This is a genomic window from Anaerobutyricum soehngenii, assembly GCF_009697165.1.
GTDB classification, from domain to species: domain Bacteria; phylum Bacillota; class Clostridia; order Lachnospirales; family Lachnospiraceae; genus Anaerobutyricum; species Anaerobutyricum soehngenii.
In genome coordinates this window covers 1-15,639 of record NZ_VULP01000009.1, presented here as the reverse complement: position 1 = coordinate 15,639, position 15,639 = coordinate 1, and the positions used below count along the sequence as shown (strand labels likewise).

Here is a 15,639-nt window from a genome sequence, read left to right as displayed (position 1 = left end):
ATTTTTTATGAATAGAAAACTTTTATTTTTTGATATTGACGGCACACTGCTTGCCGGAGGCATTCCCGGATATATTCCTGACAGCGCTATGGAAGCTTTAACGCAGGCACAGGCAAATGGACATTATATTTTCATCAACAGTGGACGCACCTACGGATTTATGCCAGAAGCAATTAAAGAATTTCCTTTTGACGGCTATGTATGCGGCTGTGGTACAGAAGTAATCTTTCATGGAGAAACTCTTTATCATTATGATCTTGATGATACTTTAAAACGTAGTTTAGATGATATTTTAACAGAATGTAAAATTCAGGCAGTATATGAGGGCCGGAATTCTTGCTATTTTCAGAGAAAAAATGATGCAGAAGTCTTTGCACCGATTATCGCTATTCGTAATTCTCATGCGAAGGCAAATCTTGAATATCCCATTCGTTTTTTTGACGACCCTGTTTTAGATTTTGACAAGTTTATTATCTTAACGGACACAAACAGTGATGTTGATTTATTTCACACAAAGATAAAAGATAACTTTGACTTTATAATAAGAGAGGAAATGCATCCTTACGGATTCGAAGAGATCGTTCCTAAAGGATATTCTAAGGCAAGTGGTATCGATTTCATTGTAAAGCATCTTAAAGCATCTTTAGATGACTGCTATGTATTTGGTGATAGTACAAATGATCTTTCTATGCTCACTCATGTAAAGAATAGTATTGCTATGGGAAACGCCTATCCGGAAGTGCTTAGAAACACCTCCTATGTTACAACCCCGATTGACAGGGATGGAATCAGGAATGCCTTAAAGCATTTTAAATTAATTTAATATTGGTCGATTTTGATTTTCTATTCCTAAACATAATTAGATATACCTTCCAAAGATTAGCTTGCAGTTTTTTTCATAAACTGTTATAGTGGAGTAAATATTACAGTTACAGCTAGGGGGATATTTATGACAGATTTTCTTGTAAACAAATTTATAAAAGACAGTACCAATATTGGAAGTACAGAAGTCCGAACTCGCTACGGTATGCTTGCCAGCGTTGTTGGGATTTTTTGTAATGTTTTGTTGTTTTCCGTAAAGCTTACGATCGGACTTATTTTAAGTTCTCTTGCTGTTACCGCAGATGCTTTTAATAACTTATCCGATGCTGCTTCGTCTATTATTAGCTTTATCGGGGTGAAAATGGCCGGGAAGCCCGCAGATGCGGAGCATCCTTTTGGACATGGAAGAATTGAGTATATTGCGGCTTTAATTGTTTCATTTCTTGTTATTGAAGTTGGATTTACTTTCTTTAAAAGTTCGATTTCTAAGATACTGCATCCAGAAGAAATCAGTTTTGATCTTGTACCATTTGTTATCCTTATTTTATCAATCCTTGTAAAGTTATGGATGGCATTTTTTAATAATAAACTTGGTAAAAGAATTGATTCTAAAGTTATGCTTGCAACTGCAGCGGATTCTCTCGGAGATGTTATCACAACGAGTGCTACTGTACTTTCGATTATTATCTGCCACTTTACATCCATTAATGTCGATGCGATTGCCGGCCTTATTGTATCTGCTATTGTTATCTGGTCCGGTATCTCTATTGCAAAGGATACGTTAGAACCTTTAATCGGTGAGCGTGTCCCTGCGGAACTTTATCAGAAGATTACAGATATCGTAGAATCTTATGATGGAATTGTCGGAACGCACGATCTGATCGTCCATAACTATGGTCCGAATCGAAGCATGGCTACCATTCATGCCGAAGTTCCGAATGATATTAATATTGACGTATCGCATGAAATTATTGATAAGATTGAACGCGATGTAAAAAAAGATTTGAATATTCTTCTTGTTATCCATATGGATCCGGTCGAAATGCGTGATGAAGAAGTTCTTTCTCTTCGAGAGAAGACTTCCCGCATTGTTCATGCGCTTGATCCTGAATTGAATTTTCATGATTTTCGTGTTTTAAAAGAAAATGAACAACGAAATCTCATTTTTGATCTAGTGATTCCTGATTCTTATTCTGAAAAAGATGCAAACCGCGTGATGCATCAGCTTGTATCTCTTCTTCACGAAATGGATGGAAATGTAGAATGTATTATTACATTAGATAGAAGTTTTGAAGCACCGGAAAGCTAAGCCGTCACAACTTTTAGTTTTTCTTCCTATTCAATAAGCCGAGGCACAGATTTCCAATGTCTGTGCCTCATTTCATTTACTATTCTATATTCCCTGCATCGGATTTTTACAACTTGTAAAATCACCACTCTCTAGCTATATCTATCCTTATGAAGCCTCTTTTCATAAGCAATATACTTCTCTATTTCTACTTTATAATTTTCCTGTTTCATCGTTACAAAATAAACCTCAAGCATATAAAAAAAATATATAGATTCTGACTCGCAACAGTAACATTTCTATCTTTATATAACTGTAAAAAAAACTCTATCTGACGTAACTCTATTTCCCCATCCCAAAGTCTTTATAACTTCTCTTCCCATTCTTTTTCTTTAAACCCGACCAAAACAAAATCTTCGCCTACAACGATTGGTCGTTTCACAAGCATACCATCTGTTGCCAGTAACGCATACTGCTCTTCTTCACTCATTCCAAGCAGTTTATCTTTAATTCCATTATTACGATAAACCTGTCCACTTGTATTGAAGAAACGCTTTAATGGAAGACCACTTTTCGCATGCCATTCCTTTAACTCTTCCGCAGTTGGATTCTCTTCTACAATATGTCTGTCATCAAACTCCACATCATGATCTTTCAGCCACTTACCTGCTTTCTTACATGTGGAACACTTTGGATACTCTACAAATAAAACTTTCATCCTTATCCTCTCTCCTTCTTATCTTTCTTTAAAAATTTTTAAAATACTTTTATACCTTCCAAGAATCTAAATATTCTCTATCTGCCAATCAATTGGTTCAAGCTCATGAAAACGCAGGAATTCATTTGCCTGACTAAAATGCCTGCATCCAAAAAATCCACGATAAGCAGACAACGGACTTGGATGTGGCGCCTCTAAAATTAAATGATTGGGGTTCGTAAGCATCGGCTTTTTATTCTGTGCCGGCCTTCCCCAAAGCAAAAATACAATTGGCCGATCCTGTGCATTAAGTACACGTATCGCTGCATCCGTAAACTCTTCCCATCCGATTCCTCTATGAGAATTCGCTTGATGCGCCCGAACAGTAAGAACCGTATTTAATAAAAGGACACCTTGCTCTGCCCACTTTACCAAATACCCATTATTCGGAATATAACAACCAAGGTCATCATGAAGTTCCTTATAAATATTAACCAATGATGGCGGAATATCTACCCCCGGCTTTACAGAAAAGCTTAATCCATGTGCCTGCCCGTTATTATGGTACGGATCCTGTCCAAGGATCACAACCTTAACATCCTTTAACGGTGTCAAATGAAATGCACTGAATATCTCATCAGACGGAGGAAAAATTTCATGCGTCTGATATTCCTCATTCACCTTTTTATAAAGTTCCCTGTAATACGGTTTCTTATATTCCTCTTTGAGCGCCTCCGCCCAATCATTATTAATCGCTGCCATATTTTATCCTCTGTTTCCTTCACTGTTTTATCTATATTGCTATTATAGCCTATACTCATGAACAGTGCAATAACTACTAATTTGTAGATTTCGTATAGACGAAAAAAGAAATAATACCATATCCCATCTGCTCTGTAGTCGCTGTATTTAAGATGCTCGTTCGCATCTTAAACACGCTCCGAAGCCGCATCTGGGATATGGTATTATTTCTTTTTTCTGACTATACAAAACTCACAGTTGGTGAGAATTAGTATTTTTGTTTGAGGAAAACATGGGGTTTCTCCAAAAGTCTATGATTTCGTTAGAATGAATATCTCCAGAAGAAGATATTTTTTACTTGATTGTATAAAATCATATCAGATGTGAGATGACTCCTATCTTATGGAGAATTTTTTCTCTGGTTAACTCTCATAATCTTCTGGAGAATCCCCTTCTCTTTCTAACCCAAATTACTAATTTGCTATTTGTTATCAAATCCAGTCAGCCGCTGAAATAAAATTTTATGCTGAATTGTAAGAAGACTATGATAAAGAAAAAAGAATAGTTATAAGTATTGCATTTTGTGACTTTGCGCTGTGGAATTTTGACTCTGAAAACTTCGGACTCGTTTTTCCGAAGTTTTCGTTTTTTGAGGCAAAATGAAGCGTTTAGCGTAACGGAACAAAATCTAACTTATAACTATTCTTTTTTCTTTACAAGACTAACTACAATTCAGCTCAATATCTTCTACTAAAGCGGCGTCTGTGTCCCCCTCAAATTAGTATTTTTGTTTGAGGAAGAATAAGGGGATTGTCCAGAAGTCTATGGCTTTCCAGGGAATCAAATTCCAAGAAACTGACATTTATATAAGGAGTTCTATTTCTTTTGCCGGTATCCCTTGCTATTTTCTTATCGCGAAATAGTTCTTTGATTAAAAGTCAGAATCTTCTGGAGAATCCCCTTCTCTTTCCAACACAAATCACTAATTTGCTATTTGTTATCAAAAACAGACAGCCGCTGAAACAAAATTTTATGCTGAATTGTAAGAAGACTATAATAAAGAAAAAAAGAATTGTGATAAGTTAGATTTTGTGACTTTGCGCTGTGGAATTTTGACTCTGAAAACTTCGGACTCGTTTTTTGAGGCAAAATGAAGCGTTTAGCGCAACGGAACAAAATCAAACTTATCACAATTCTTTTTTTCTTTAGAAGACTCCATATAATTCAGCTCAATATCTTCTACTAAAGCGGCGTCTGTGTCCCTAGCAAATTAGTAGTTTATGATATATTTTGCTGATTGGCAGCCCTACGACGTTATAATAATCTCCTTTGATTCCAGAGATAAATACCGCTGCCGGTCCCTGAATACCATATGCACCAGCCTTATCTAACGGATCACCGGAAGCGACATAATCTGCAATTTCCTGTTCTGACATTGACACCATCGTGACATCCGTACACTCATGAAATGTTTCTCTTTTTTCCACAGTACCTTTTTTTACGTAAAATAATGCAACTCCTGTGTATACCTGATGAGTTCGGCCGGAAAGGGAAGCCAGCATTGTCTTTGCATCTTCTTCATCCACAGGTTTCCCCAGAACTTTTCCTTCGAGTACTACTATGGTATCTGCCCCAATTACAAGACAGTTATCCTCTGCTTTATTATGAAGTCTAACTACCGCCTCTGCTTTTCTCGCGGCAAGTTCTTCCACCATTTGTTCTGGTGACTCTTCTATAACATTCTCATCTGCATTACTTACTTCTACTTTAAATTCAAAACCGGCCTGCGCCAAAAGTTCTCTCCTTCTTGGGGAACCGGATGCTAATATGATATTCATGATTTTACTTGCTCCTCTTGCGTTCTTATTTTCTCCCGAATTAATACCATCTTGTCATCGGCAAATCATTATTTACTCCATTCGTAAATAGAATCTGATGCAAATCAATAATACCATTCATAAATGTTGCAGCGCAAGCACAAAGATATAATTCCCACATGCGAACAAATCGTTCACCAAACATTTCTCTTATTTCATCTTTATGCTTCTGGAAGTTTTGATTCCAGCAAAGTAATGTCTTATTATAATGTCTTCTTAAACTTTCTACATCCAATGTATAAAATTGATGATCCCCTGCGATATGAATAATCTCACGCAAAGATGGTATAACTCCTCCTGGGAAAATGTATTTCTTTACCCATGCATCACCCGGATGCTCCTGCAATGCACTGATATAATGAAGCAGGAAAAGCCCACCGGGATTCATAATGCTTTTTACACATTTCATAAACAGTTCATAATTATCTCTTCCAACGTGTTCAAGCATTCCGACACTGACAACACGATCAAATTTTAAGCCGGATTCAGGTAAATCTCTGTAATCCATCAGACGTACTTCTAACTGGCTTTCCAGATGATTTTCCTTAATTCGCTCCTCAAACTTCTTCTTTTGCTCTTTACTTAAAGTAATTCCGACACCTTTAATTCCGTACTTTTTCGCCGCTTCAATCAGTAAATACCCCCATCCGCAGCCTATATCACAGAGTGTCATCCCCTCTTTCAAATACAGTTTCTTGAGAATTCTTTCTACCTTCTGCACCTGTGCCTGATATAACGTATCCTCTGGATGCTTAAAATATCCACAGGAATAGCTCATCGTCTCATCAAGCCACATCTTGTAAAAATCATTCCCAATATCATAATGAGAAGACACTTCCTTCTGCTGATTCTTCTTTGTAAGTGAAGAAAAAATTAATTTCTTCAATGCTTTCTTATCCGTAGAAAACTTGCCCATCTGTCCTAAAAACATATTCAAAGCATGGTACAGATCACCTTCTATTTCAAGCTTTCCATCCATGTAAGCTTCGCCAAGCGCAATTGATGTACTCGTTAGTAATTCTTTCATCGACGGAATCTCATGAAAAATAACTTTAAATTCCGGTTCCCCCTTACCTATATGGCTTACCTCATCTCCAATTTTCACATCAAATGGATGTTCATCAAATTTGCTTAAAAACTTTACAAATTCTTTTTCTGTCAAATTCATCTCTGTCACTCCAATCTTTTGCTCAATCAATCGGATGTCTCCTCGATGAAGGTGTAAAATCGCCTTGTCTCTACGAAACATTCTTCCATAAAATAACTAGTTTATTCAGTTTTATTACAGAATATATTCTGCCATAGGGGATTATAGCACTTTTTGACACTTTTCATAAGAAAAAAATGACAAGGTTTTTGTAAATTGTGATTCTGCTTGCCACTTTACTGACACGAATCTTTTGAACTTGAACTTCTGTATTATTTCTAAGCTTAACCTTTATGTCTGTCTCTACACTTTTTGAGGAAGCTTGCAGTTCCTTTCTTGATGCTGAAAATGTAAATTCTACATCGCCAAGTACAGTTGCATCTGGAGCCTCATATTCCCGAGTTATATAACGTATGATTTTAAACGGTATCTTTAATTTTTCTATCTTCTCAGGAAATGTATATCCATCAAATACATACTTTATAAGAACCTCTGTCCCTTTTTCCCCAAGACTGTGACTTATCTCTGTACTCCGGTTTCCCATAACATCATCCATGCTCTTTCCATTGATGCATATGCTTCCACTCGGCGCAATGTCCACCTGATCCTCATCTTCGTTTACACTTTCTCTTTTGTCGTTAACATCCAGCAAAACATAAAGAGTATCTTCATCTAATATAACATTTTCCAGCGTAACATCCACATCCGCTACCGTTTTTGTTGTATTGAGTATCTGCGCATACGAAGTCAGATCTTCACGACTTCCCAATATTCTGTCTATCTTTATTCTGATATTTTCTGCCATTACCCTTGCCGTCGGGTTAAATGACACACCAGAAAGCAGCAATGACACAATAATTGCAAAACACGCCGCTATCTTTACAAAAATCTGCTGTACATTTCTTATAGGCTGTATCCACTCTCCTGCAGCTTCTTCAATAAAACGGTCATCGATATCCGTCACTTCCTTTAAGAAATCCCACTTTTTACTCATAATGCTCTCCTCCTTCTCTATAAAATATATAATAAATTCTGCCATAAGTCTTGTAGCAGATTTATATCTCACACTGCATAGTAATGAAATTACTTTTTCCTTTACTATATATGCCGAAAAAATAAGTACTTCTGTTGCATGGAATTACTATTTGATTCATTTAGAAGAAAACAGACGAAAAAAGAAACAATACCCTATCCCATCTGCTCTGTAGTCGCTGTGTTTAAAATACTCATTCGCATCTTAAACACGCTCCGAAGCCGCATCTGGGATAGGGTATTGTTTCTTTTTTCTGTGTTTTGGCTCCAGAAGGAATGAATGCAATCATCTTTGGGAGAGAGAAGGGGGAGAGATCAGAAGACTACTGCTTACTCGGAAGATGTATTGTCCAGAAGATTCGGTGTTTTCTTTAACGAACAGTAAAAATAAAGTGGATTGTCATTTTACGAGAAATTAAAGTAGTCACCTTTAGAGCTATCTTGAATGCGACAATATAATGATAAATGTATCATGTGCAGCGATAGCTTCACCTCCATTAATATACTTACAAGTATTATACTCACGAGTTAGTAACTTACGAGTATATTATTTGCAAATATATTCAAGTCGAGCAACCGCGAGACTTGAATAGAATGAACATCTCCAGAAGAGGCTAGTTTTCCAAAACCATCCAGCTGCTAAAACAAAATTTTATGCTGAATTGTAAGAAAACTACGATAAAGAAAAAAGAATGGTTATAAGTATTGCATTTTGTGACTTTGCGCTGTGGAATTTTGACTCTGAAAACTTCGGACCCGTTTTTCCGAAGTTTTCGTTTTTTGAGGCAAAATGAAGCGTTTAGCGCAACGGAACAAAATCAAACTTATAACCATTCTTTTTTCTTAGAAGACCGCGTACAATTATTCAGTAAGGAGATATCCCTCTTCTGGAGATTCTCATTCCAAATAAAAACCACAGACTTCTGGACACTCCCCTCTCTCCCATCCAAGATTTAAATACTAATTTCCATCTGGAGCCAAAAAGCAGAAAACCAGAAATTTAATATAGAAGAAAATGTGATGTCGGAGCGAGTAAAAATGCCGAGCAGGCATTTTCTGCGAAGCGACTATCTTCACATTTTCTTCTATATTAAATTTCTGGTTTTCGTCTCTTTAGTCCATCAAATTCGTATTTATAAATTGGAATATCCCATCAGGGCGGTATCTACTTCTCTTGCACAGTCACGACCTTCGCGAATTGCCCATACAACGAGTGACTGTCCTCGATGCATATCACCTGCGGTAAAGACTTTATCTACGTTTGTCTTAAAGTGTCCTACCTCTGTCTTTACATTCGTGCGTTCTGTGAGATCTAAGCCAAAAGCTTTTGTAACATATGGCTGGCTTCCTAAGAATCCTGCTGCGATTAATACTAAATCAACAGGTACTTCGTACTCGCTTCCAGCGACTTCTGCCATGATGTTTCTTCCGGCTTTTTTGTCGAATTTACTTTCGAGTTTGACAAGTTTTGCCTTGCACACTTCGCCTTTTTCATTGGCAATGAATTCTTTTACGGTTGTCTGATATACTCGTGGGTCTTTGCCAAATACAGCGATTGCCTCTTCCTGACCGTAGTCTGTCTTGCAGACTTTTGGCCATTCTGGCCATGGGTTGTCTGCCTGACGTTCATCTGGGAGTTTTGGCATCATTTCTAACTGGATCAGGCTCTTACATCCTAAACGGATTGAAGTTCCTACGCAGTCATTTCCAGTATCACCACCACCGATAACCATAACGTTTTTACCTTTGGCATCGATGTATTTTTTATCAGCGAAATTGGAATCTAACAGGCTCTTTGTTGCTGCTTTTAAATAATCTACTGCAAAATAGATTCCTTTGCTTTTTCTACCTGGAGCTTTGATGTCTCTTGGATTAGATGCTCCACAGCAAAGTACAACTGCATCATACTGTTTCTTTAATTCCTGTGCTTTTATGTCTACGCCGACATTTACACCTGTCTTGAATACAACGCCTTCTTTTTCCATGAGCTTTACTTTTCTCTGGATATATGTTTTCTCAAGCTTCATATTTGGAATTCCGTACATGAGTAATCCGCCGACGCGGTCAGAACGCTCATATACTGTTACAGAATGTCCACGACGGTTTAAGTATTCTGCTACGCAGAGTCCGGATGGTCCAGAACCTACGATAGCGACTGTTTTTCCTGTGCGTACTTCTGGTGGTTCTGGTTTAATGAGACCACTTTCATAAGCTCGCTCTATGATACTTAATTCTTTTTCTTTGATATTAACCGGATCCCCGCCTAAGTTACAGGTACATCCAACCTCACAAGGATGTGGGCATACACGCCCTGTAAATTCAGGGAATGGATTTGTTTTTTTCAGACGGTTGTAAGCCTCATCCCAGTTACCTGTATAAGTAGCATCATTCCATTCAGGAATCAGGTTGTTAAGAGGACATCCGGTAACCATTCCTTTAATTAAAATTCCGGACTGGCAAAATGGAACTCCACAGTTCATACATCTTGCACCCTGTCTCTCCTGTTCTTTTTTGGACAGGGGAGTATGAAATTCGTTAAAATGTTTGATTCGTTTTAACGGCGCTTCACCTACGCTTTCTTTTCGTTCATATTCTAAAAATCCAGTTGGTTTTCCCACAGCGCTCTCCTCCTATCCTCTTTTAATTTCATAAAATGCTTCAATCTGTGCCTGTTCTGCGCTAAGACCTTTTCCTTCCATTTCGGAAATCTTCTGGAGCATCTTCTTGTAATCGTGTGGAATGATTTTCTTAAACTTCGGCAGATATTTGCTGAAGTTATTTAAGATTTCTTTACCTTTTTCAGAGTTTGTATATGCCACATGAGCAGTAATCATATCCTTGATTTCCATAACATCATATTTAGAAACAACCGGTTCGGAAGAAACCATTTCTTTGTTAAGGCTTAAATACAGATCATTATCCTCATCAAGAACATAGGCAACACCGCCGCTCATTCCGGCTGCAAAGTTCTTTCCTGTCTTACCGATGATCAGAACCTTACCACCTGTCATGTACTCACATCCATGATCGCCAACACCTTCGACAACTGCGGTTGCACCAGAGTTACGAACACAGAAACGTTCACCTGCGACACCATTAATGTAAACCTTACCGCTTGTTGCACCATACAGTGCTACGTTACCAACGATGATATTTTCTTCTGCTTTAAATCGGATTCCTTTTGGAGGATAAACAATCAGCTTACCACCAGATAATCCCTTACCAAAATAGTCATTACTGTCACCGACAAGCTCCAAAGTAAGACCATTTGGAATAAATGCTCCAAAGCTCTGTCCGCCGGCGCCTGTACACTGTATAGTAAATGTATCGTCTTCTAATGTATCATAGTATTTCTTTGTAATTTCAGAACCAAAGATTGTACCAAAGGATCTGTCTGTATTTCCAACATCGATAGAAATACTTCTCTTCTGCTTTTTATCGAGTGCTGTCTTTAACTTCGTAAGAAGAACTTTTTCATCTAATGTCTTTTCTAATTCGAAGTTGTATTCATTCTTCTTGTTGTAGCAGATTGGATGTTTCTTATCTATATATGGATTGTTCAAAATAGCTGATAAATCTAAGTGATACTCTTTTGCTTCTGGAAGTTCCTTTAACAAATCTGTACGTCCTACCAGCTCATCTACTGTACGAACACCAAGCTTAGCCATATATTCACGCATTTCCTGTGCGATGAATTTCATATAGTTTACAACATATTCTGGTTTACCTTTAAAACGCTTTCTAAGTTCTGGATTCTGTGTTGCAATACCTACCGGACAGGTATCTAAATTACAAACTCTCATCATAACACAGCCCATTGTAATCAGCGGACCAGTTGCAAATCCGAATTCTTCTGCTCCAAGCGCTGCCGCCATTGCTACGTCACGACCACTCATAAGCTTACCGTCTGTCTCGATAATTACTTTATTACGAAGGTCATTTTTAATTAATGTCTGGTGTGTTTCTGCAAGTCCAAGCTCCCAAGGAAGTCCGGCATTATGAATGGAAGAATTACGAGGTGCTGCACCTGTACCTCCGTCATGTCCGGAAATAAGGATTACCTGTGCACCAGCTTTTGCTACACCGGCTGCGACTGTTCCGACACCTGCTTCGGATACCAGTTTTACAGAAATACGAGCATCCCTGTTCGCATTTTTCAAGTCATAAATTAACTGTGCTAAATCTTCGATACTGTAAATATCGTGATGAGGTGGTGGTGAAATAAGTCCTACACCAGGTGTTGAATGTCTTGTCTTTGCAATCCAAGGATATACTTTTCCTGCTGGCAAATGTCCACCTTCACCAGGTTTTGCTCCCTGTGCCATCTTGATCTGGATTTCCTGTGCGCTTACCAAGTAACGGCTTGTTACACCAAAACGTCCAGAAGCCACCTGCTTAATTGCGGAACATTTATTCAGTCCATCCGGTCCAACCGTCAGACGTTCTAAATCCTCTCCACCTTCACCAGTGTTTGATTTACCATGAATCATGTTCATCGCAATTGCCAGAGTCTCATGTGCTTCTTTGGAAATAGAACCGTAACTCATAGCACCTGTCTTAAATCGTTTCACAATAGAATCTACAGATTCAACTTCTTCGATAGGAACTCCTTTGGATGGATAATTAAAATCCATTAATCCACGAAGGCTTACTGGAGAAGTTTCTTTATTAATCATGGAAGTATACTGTTTGAACAGGTCATAATTATTTGTCCATGCTGCTGTCTGTAATGTATGGATCGTAAGTGGATTATAAAGATGTTCTTCTTTACCGCTTCTATATTTATGATCTCCTTCACTATCAAGACTCAGATCATTTTTCAGACCTAACATATCAAATGCTTTTGAATGATGGAAATCTACGTCTTCTGCGATATCCTCTAATGTAATTCCTTCTACGCGGCTTACTGTATTCGTAAAGTATTCATCAATCACTTTCTTGCTGATACCAACTGCCTCAAAAATCTGAGAACCCTGATAAGACTGCAGAGTGGAAATACCCATCTTAGATGCAATCTTTACGATACCATGAAGAACAGCGTTATTATAATCATTTACTGCTGCATAGTAATCTTTCTTTAATAGGCCATCCTGAATCAGCTTCTTAATACTAAACTGTGCCAGATATGGATTGATCGCACATGCACCGTAGCCTAACAATGTTGCGAAATGATGTACTTCTCTTGGTTCACCACTCTCTAAGATAATGCTTACAGATGTACTCTTCTTTGTCTCGATCAAATGATGATGTACCGCAGATACTGCTAATAACGATGGGATGGCCACATGATTCTCATCCACGCCTCTATCTGTAAGGATAACAATATTTGCACCATTTTTATGTGCCTGATCTACTGCGATATATAAATGATTGATTGCCTTATCAAGCGGTGTTCCTTTGTAGTAAGTAATCGGCACATCTTTTACATTAATATTCTTTACCTTTGCATGACGGATCTTTAATAAATCTGTATTTGTTAAAATAGGATTATGTATCTTAAGTACATGACAGTTTTCTGCTTTTTCTTCTAAAACATTACCCTCTCCACCAACATAGATTGATGTAGATGTAACGATTTCTTCACGAATCGCATCAATAGGAGGATTTGTTACCTGTGCAAAAAGCTGTTTAAAATAATCAAATAATGGATGATGTCTTTTAGAAAGTACGGCTAACGGAGTATCAACACCCATTGCTCCGATTGCTTCACTTCCATTTAATGCCATCGGTAAAACAGAATCTTTTACTTCTTCATAAGAGTAACCAAATGCTTTCATCAGTCGGTTGCTCTCTTCATAATTGTACTCTTCTACTGCAACGTTCGGAATCTTTAAGTCTTTTAAGAATACAAGATTATCAGATAACCATTCACCATAAGGCTGTTTCTTTACATAAGAATCTTTAAGAATATCATCATCAATCAGCTCACCTTTTACAGTATCTACAAGAAGCATCTTGCCCGGATGAAGTCTCTCTTTCTTTACGATATGTGTTGTGTCAAAGTCTAAGACACCTACTTCAGAAGAGAGAATCAGCTGATCATCGTCTGTAATATAGTAACGGGAAGGTCTAAGACCATTACGGTCAAGTACTGCTCCCATGATATCTCCATCTGTAAAAAGAATGGATGCCGGTCCATCCCAAGGCTCCATCATGGTTGCATAATACTGATAGAAGTCTCTCTTCTCTCTGCTCATTCCTTCGTTATTTTCCCAAGGCTCCGGAATTGTAATCATCATTGCTAGCGGAAGTGGCATTCCACTCATCAGAAGGAACTCTAATGTATTATCTAATCTTGCAGAGTCGGAACCATTTGGATCAACAACTGGTGTCAGCTTGATCATTTCATCTTTCAGATAATCAGATTCCATGTTTTCTTCACGCGCTAACATTTTATCAGCGTTACCACGAATCGTATTAATCTCACCATTATGAACAATGTATCGATAAGGATGTGCTTTCTCCCAACTTGGTACGGTGTTGGTAGAGAAACGAGAATGAACTAATGCAATTGCAGATTCATAATCTTTATCCTGAAGATCATTGTAAAATAATCTTAACTGTCCAACTAAGAACATACCTTTATATACAATCGTTCTGCTGCTTAAAGAAACAACATAAGTAGAATCGCTGGACTGTTCAAATACTCGTCTTACAATATAAAGACGACGGTCGAAGTCAAGTCCTCTTGGAACATCAAATGGTCTCTTTACAAACCCCTGCATGATACATGGCATACAGTCTGCCGCTTTCTTTCCAAGAATGCCCGGTTGAATCGGAACTTCTCTCCAGCCAAGGAAGTTTAACCCTTCCTTCTCAACAATAATCTCAAACATTTTCTTTGCACGATTTCTCTGCAGTTCATCTTGTGGCATAAAGAACATACCAATACCGTAGTCACGTTCCTTGCCAATAGAAAAACCGAGAGTACTACAGGTCTTTTCGAAGAATTTATGGGATATCTGCACTAAGATACCTACTCCGTCCCCTGTTTTACCCTCGGCGTCCTTGCCGGCTCTATGTTCAAGATTTTCAACAATTTTCAAGGCATTCGATACTGTCTCATGGCTCTTAAGACCCTTGATGTTTACTACAGCACCAATACCACAGTTATCATGCTCCAGACTTGGATCATATAGACCCTGTCGCATATTGTCCTGATACATGGTCTCACCCTTTCTTGCATCACTATAAAATAGTAAATATTCATCAGTTGTAAATTATATTTTTGTAATTAGTAATTGCCAGAAACTCTTCATCAATCCTCATGATTTCATAATCTCATCCTCTTATGATTTTATGATTCTGAAAAAGTATTTATAAATATCTGGAGAATCACATATTTAAAAAAGTAACAAATTCATTTTCAGAAGTAGTTACGATAACTTCCTGCATTTCTTTTTGTTGCTATCATATTACAACATTTTGTGTGGGTTGTAAATATAAACATTAAGGTAAATTATCTAATAATTTGATTATTTATTTTTAAATACATTATTTTCTGATTATTCCTCTTATTTTGTGAGTTATTGTAGTTAGTTTATTTAATTTTTATTTCTTTTTAGGTCGTATTGTTCTTATAAAAGCACAATTTTGTTTGTGATTTTCCCCCTTTATTCATCGTTATTTTTAGATTCCAAGACAATTCACACAATTATAAATGTAATTTTTAAATATAAATCCTGCATTTTATTAATACTACATACAAGGTAACTTAAAAAAATTAAGTACTTATCCAACCTGGCATACTAATTAACAGATATCAAAAAACGAAAGGTAAGATAATGATTCTGAGAAAGCTGAAAAAATATATCCTCCAGCAGGATTGCAGAGATGCACAGAAGAAGTATGTCATGTATTGCATGATGTGCATCTCACAGCAAGAATGCCGGGACATTCTTGCATATGTGAATATTCCTGTGCGGTAACACCGCAAATCCGGCAGACGGGAAACCGTCTGTCCGGGCTTGCGGGAACCGCTTATGCGAGTTTACTCGCGTAATGCTTTATCCAAGCCATATACCTCTCGCATTGA

General features: G+C 37.6%; 9 protein-coding genes. 2 read left to right on the top strand and 7 right to left on the bottom strand.

All coding sequences use genetic code 11. From position 1 onward, the window contains the following. Positions 1-7 precede the first annotated feature (7 nt). Together FYJ25_RS05935 and FYJ25_RS05930 are read left to right on the top strand one after the other, a co-directional pair. Entirely contained in the window at positions 8-823 is an 816-nt protein-coding gene (locus FYJ25_RS05935) for a Cof-type HAD-IIB family hydrolase (RefSeq protein WP_167513779.1), read from the top strand. A gap of 126 nt (positions 824-949) precedes the next feature. Continuing rightward, complete coding sequence (locus FYJ25_RS05930) at positions 950-2,131, top strand: cation diffusion facilitator family transporter (RefSeq protein ID WP_154580780.1); 1,182 nt, start codon at positions 950-952, stop codon at positions 2,129-2,131. 343 nt (positions 2,132-2,474) lie between these two features. Here the strand turns inward: FYJ25_RS05930 and FYJ25_RS05925 are convergent, their stop codons facing one another. The 7 genes from FYJ25_RS05925 to gltB all read right to left on the bottom strand — a co-directional run bounded on the left by FYJ25_RS05925 (position 2,475) and on the right by gltB (position 14,770). Continuing rightward, positions 2,475-2,828 (bottom strand): arsenate reductase family protein, encoded by a 354-nt coding sequence (locus FYJ25_RS05925; RefSeq protein ID WP_096239034.1) that lies wholly within the window; start codon positions 2,826-2,828, stop codon positions 2,475-2,477. Positions 2,829-2,894: 66 nt separating this feature from the next. Further along, entirely contained in the window at positions 2,895-3,569 is a 675-nt protein-coding gene (ung, locus tag FYJ25_RS05920) for a uracil-DNA glycosylase (RefSeq protein ID WP_021906456.1), read from the bottom strand. A gap of 1,241 nt (positions 3,570-4,810) precedes the next feature. Continuing rightward, positions 4,811-5,389: a Maf family protein gene (locus FYJ25_RS05915; RefSeq protein WP_209292829.1), complete on the bottom strand. Its 579-nt coding sequence runs from the start codon at positions 5,387-5,389 to the stop codon at positions 4,811-4,813. A gap of 37 nt (positions 5,390-5,426) precedes the next feature. After that, the gene (locus tag FYJ25_RS05910; RefSeq protein WP_096241519.1) at positions 5,427-6,593 is read right to left on the bottom strand and encodes a class I SAM-dependent methyltransferase; all 1,167 of its coding nucleotides are present in this window, start codon (positions 6,591-6,593) and stop codon (positions 5,427-5,429) included. A 163-nt stretch (positions 6,594-6,756) separates the two neighbouring features. After that, on the bottom strand, positions 6,757-7,566 hold the full coding sequence (locus tag FYJ25_RS05905; RefSeq protein ID WP_167513778.1) for a DUF4179 domain-containing protein: 810 nt from the start codon (positions 7,564-7,566) through the stop codon (positions 6,757-6,759). 1,171 nt (positions 7,567-8,737) lie between these two features. Beyond that, positions 8,738-10,222: a glutamate synthase subunit beta gene (locus tag FYJ25_RS05900; RefSeq protein ID WP_096239031.1), complete on the bottom strand. Its 1,485-nt coding sequence runs from the start codon at positions 10,220-10,222 to the stop codon at positions 8,738-8,740. 12 nt (positions 10,223-10,234) lie between these two features. Continuing rightward, a complete protein-coding gene (gene gltB / locus FYJ25_RS05895; RefSeq protein WP_021906354.1) occupies positions 10,235-14,770 on the bottom strand; it encodes a glutamate synthase large subunit in 4,536 nt (1,511 codons plus the stop codon). Positions 14,771-15,639 lie beyond the last annotated feature (869 nt).